At 73.6% G+C, this 4,263-nt stretch carries 4 protein-coding genes; all 4 read right to left on the minus strand.

The window, feature by feature from the left end:
• Window positions 1-219 precede the first annotated feature (219 nt).
• On the minus strand, window positions 220-786 hold the full coding sequence (locus RIF68_RS28965; protein WP_309054250.1) for a helix-turn-helix domain-containing protein: 567 nt from the start codon (window positions 784-786) through the stop codon (window positions 220-222).
• A gap of 54 nt (window positions 787-840) precedes the next feature.
• A complete protein-coding gene (gene whiG, locus RIF68_RS28970) occupies window positions 841-1,677 on the minus strand; it encodes an RNA polymerase sigma factor WhiG (protein ID WP_309054247.1) in 837 nt (278 codons plus the stop codon).
• A gap of 239 nt (window positions 1,678-1,916) precedes the next feature.
• Entirely contained in the window at window positions 1,917-3,281 is a 1,365-nt protein-coding gene (gene dprA / locus RIF68_RS28975; RefSeq protein WP_309054248.1) for a DNA-processing protein DprA, read from the minus strand.
• Window positions 3,278-4,263: ATP-binding protein (locus RIF68_RS28980; protein WP_309054249.1), on the minus strand; the 986-nt coding region annotated here is incomplete at its 5' end. The genes dprA and RIF68_RS28980, both read right to left, overlap by 4 nt.

Below are 4,263 nucleotides of genomic sequence, written 5' to 3' on the forward strand. Positions count from 1 at the left end.
CCTCCTCACCCCACGGACCCCCTCACGCCTGCTCCCGATCCCCCCGCACCCACGGAGGTGAAGCACGCACACGGACAGCCACGGGGGGCGGGGGGGGAGGGGGGAGGGGGGAGGGGCGGGGGGGGAAGCCCCAGGCGGAGGGAACGGGGCGGGCGGGCAGCGAGAAGGACTGGCCGGATCCGGTCGGGCCGGGCCGGGCCCGACCCGCGCGCGGGCCGGTCAGGCGTCGGGGCCGGTGGCGCCGTGGAGGGCCATGGAGACCGCGGCTTCAGTGATCTCGGTGGGGTGCTCGGCCGCGCCGAGTTCGATGCGGCGGACGGCGGCGTCGACGACGCCCTGGAGCAGCATGGCGCCGAGGCGGGGCCGGGGGTGGCCGAGGGCGGCGAGGGCTTCGACGATCATGGCGACGAGTCCGCCGTGTGCGGCGCGGATCTTCTCGCGGGCGCCGTCGTCGAGTTCGCTGGCGGAGATGGCGACGACGGCCCGGTGCCGGCGGTCGCCGACGAGTTCGAGCTGCTTGCGGACGTACGCCTCGACCTTGCCGTCGGGGGACTCGGCGCGGGCCATGGCGGCCTCGACCTCGGCGGCCCAGAGGGGGAAGTCGACGGCGCAGAGTTCCTCAACCACGGCGGCGCGCGAGCGGAAGTACTCGTACACGGACGAGCGGGCGAGGCCCGTGCGCTCGGCGAGGGCGGGGAAGGTCAGCGCCTCCGTACCACCCTCGGACAGCAGGGAACGCGCGGCGTCCAGCAGGGCGCCGCGCTGCATCGTCCGGTGCTCGGCCACCGAGGCCGCTCGAATCCTGGGCACGGATCCACTGTACGGCGGAGGCCGCTCGGGTCACCGTCCGACGTCGGCCAGCTTGGCGCGGAGCTGCAGGACGGATTTGGTGTGGATCTGGCTGACGCGGCTCTCGGTGACGCCGAGGACGTGGCCGATCTCGGCGAGGGTGAGGCCTTCGTAGTAGTAGAGCGTGACGACGGTCTTCTCCCGCTCGGGGAGGGTGTTGATGGCGCGGGCGAGGAGGCGTCGCAGTTCGCGGTCCTCGGCCACCTCGACGGGGTTGTCGGCGGCGGTGTCCTCCAGTGTGTCCATGAGGGAGAGGCGGTCGCCGCCTTCGCCGCCGACGTGGAGCAGTTCTTCGAGGGCCACGACGTTGGCCAGTGACAACTGGCTGAAAACCGCATGCAGTTCTTCGAGGGGGATGCCCAGTTCGTCGGCGACCTCGCTCTCGGAGGGCGTGCGCCGGAGCTGGGCTTCGAGGGTGGCGTAGGCGCGTTCGACGTTGCGTGCCTTCTGGCGTACGGAGCGGGGGATCCAGTCGAGGGCGCGGAGTTCGTCGATCATGGCGCCGCGGATCCGCGTGATGGCGTACGTCTCGAATTTGATGGCCCGCTCGACGTCGAACTTCTCGATGGCGTCGATGAGGCCGAAGACGCCGGAGGAGACGAAGTCGGCCTGTTCCACATTGGACGGCAGCCCCACGCTGACGCGTCCCGCGACGTACTTGACGAGGGGTGAGTAGTGCAGGATCAGCTGTTCCCGCAGGCGCTCGTCGCCGGTGTCCTTGTAGGAGCGCCAGAGTTCGTCGAGTGAGGTCGGTGCGGGGGGTCGCACGGTGCCCCGGGCTGCTGGGGGCACCGCAGCGCGGTCAGACCCGGAGGTGTGCTGGGGCATGCGTTGCCTTGAGCCGTTCTGCTGTCGGGTGCGTCGGTGTGGGTGTCCTGTGGGGAATGCTGGTGAGCGTAGCGTGACTGGGCTGTCGCGGTGAGCGAACGCCGGGCGATGGCGCCGGTCCGGGTGGACGCTGTCGGTCAGACCTTCGAAGGGGGACCGTGGTGCGGGCCGGCCGCTCGGGTGGGGCCGAGAGAACTCGATTGCTCATCGGCCTCACCTTTTCACCCGAATGCTCCAGGTCAAGGACCGCCTCGCCGCGCGTTCGACCGTTGGGGGGCGGTGTTCGTCAACGTCCATCCGTCCCCTTTTCGTTCGACGTGGCCCAGGGAGTGGAGTTCGTACAGCTTGGCGAGGGTCTCGTCGGGGGTGGTGCCGGCTCGGCGGGCGATGACGCTGGTGGGGGTGGGGCCGCGGGCGGGGAGGGCTTCGAGGATGTGGGCGGTGGCGGGGGCGAGGAGGTCGCGCGGGAGGACGGGGCCTCGTCGCGCGGGGGCGAGTTCTCCGATGGCGCCGACGAGTTCGACGATCTCGTCGGCGTCGGTGACGAGGGTGGCGTCGGCGCGGAGGAGTTCGTGGACGCCTGCGGAGAGGGCGCTGGTGACGGGGCCGGGGACGCCCATGGTGTGGCGGCCGAGGCGGGTGGCGGCGCGGGCGGTGACGAGGGAGCCGCTGCGGTGCTGGGCTTCGATGACGACGGTGCCGCGGGTGAGGGCGGCGATGAGGCGGTTGCGGAGGATGAAGCGGCTGGGGGTGGGGTGGCTGTCGGGGGGTAGTTCGCCGAGGACGAGGCCTTGTTCCGCGATGCGTTGGATGAGGCGGGTGTGGCCTCGGGGGTAGGGGGTGTCGACGCCGCAGGCGAGGACGGCGATGGTGGCTCCGCCGGCGGCGAGGGCGCCTCGGTGGGCGGCGCCGTCGATGCCGTAGGCGGCTCCGGAGACGACGACCCAGCCGTGGCGGGCGAGGCCGGTGGCGAGGTCGGCGGCGGTGTGGGCGCCGTACGGGGTGCAGGCGCGGGCTCCGACGAGGGCGACGGAGCGGAGGGCCCAGGTGCGGAGGTCGGCAGGGCCCCGGGCCCAGAGGCCGAGGGGGCGGGTGTCGCCGAGGTCGTCGAGCTGGCGGGGCCATTCGGTGTCGCCGGGGACGAGGAAGCGGCCGCCGAGCCGGTGGATGGTGTCGAGGTCTCGCTCGGGGTGGGCGTCGTGGGCGCGGCGGCGCCAGCTCTGGACGCGGGTGGCACCGGTGCCGGGGAAGGGGTCGGTGCCGGTGGCCGGGTCCTGGCGGAGGAGGTGGAGGAAGTGGGCGGCTCCGTAGGTGCGGACCCATCGGCCGGCGTGTTCGTCGCCGGGTTCGACGATGCGGGTGAGGGCGGCGCGGGCGAGCCGTTCTCCGGTGTGCGGGGCGGTGGCCGGCTGGTCGGGGCCGCCGCTGAGGTGTGGGGGATCGGGGTTCGTGGCTCCCGTCGGGTCCTCGGGCGGGTGCGTGCGGTCGGGGTGGGCCGAGGAGGCGGGCCGCTCCCCCGCCCCGGGTCCGGGCGCGGGGTCCGTACGGTTCGAGGCCTTCGCCGGGCGCTCCGGTCGTTCCGGGGGTGTGGGGTGCTGGTTCATCGGTGCTCCCCCGTGGTGGTGGGGACGCCGCGGGCGATGCCGGTGCGGAGTTCGAGGGCGAGGGCGATGTCCCGGCTGTCGGGCCGGTCGCGGCCGGCGAGGTCGGCGGCGGTCCAGGCGACGCGCAGGACGCGGTCGAGGCCGCGGGCGGTGAGGAGGCCGCGTTCGATGTCGCGTTCGGCGGCGGCGAGGGCTCCGGGTGCGACGGGGTGCCGGGTGCGGAGTTGGTGGCCGGGGATCTCGCTGTTGACGGTCCAGGGGGTGTCGGCGAGGCGGGCGGCGGCGCGGGCGCGGGCTTCGTGGACGCGGTCGGCGACGGTGGCGCTGGTTTCTCCCCGGCTTCCTTGTCCGAGGAGGTCGGAGCGGGTGACGGGTTCCACTTCGACGCGGAGGTCGACGCGGTCGAGGAGGGGCCCGGAGAGGCGGCCTTGGTAGCGGCGGACGAGGGCGGGTGGGCATTCGCAGCCGGCACCGTGGAGGGTGTGGCGGCCGCAGGGGCAGGGGTTGGCGGCGAGGGCGAGGAGGAAGCGGGCGGGGAGACGGACGACGCCGGCGGCGCGGGCGATGACGACGTGTCCGGATTCGAGGGGTTGGCGGAGGGCGTCGAGGCTTTTCGTGGAGAATTCTGGTACTTCGTCCAGAAAGAGGACGCCTTTGTGGGCGAGGGAGACGGCGCCTGGGCGGGGGATGCCGTTTCCGCCGCCGACGAGGGACTGCATGGTGGCGGAGTGGTGGGGTGCGCAGTAGGGGGCGCGGCGGACGAGGGGCTCGCCGGGCGGGAGGATGCCGGCGACGGAGTGGACGGCGGTGACTTCGAGGGATTCCTTGCGGGTGAGGGGCGGGAGGATGCCGGGGAGTCGTTCGGCGAGCATGGTCTTTCCCGCGCCGGGCGGTCCGGAGAGCAGGAGGTGGTGGCCGCCGGCGGCGGCGATCTCGAGGGCGCGGCGTGCGCCGTGCTGTCCGGCGACGTCGGCGAGGTCGG

Source organism: Streptomyces sp. (genome assembly GCF_031178505.1).
Lineage (GTDB): Bacteria > Actinomycetota > Actinomycetes > Streptomycetales > Streptomycetaceae > Streptomyces > Streptomyces gulbargensis.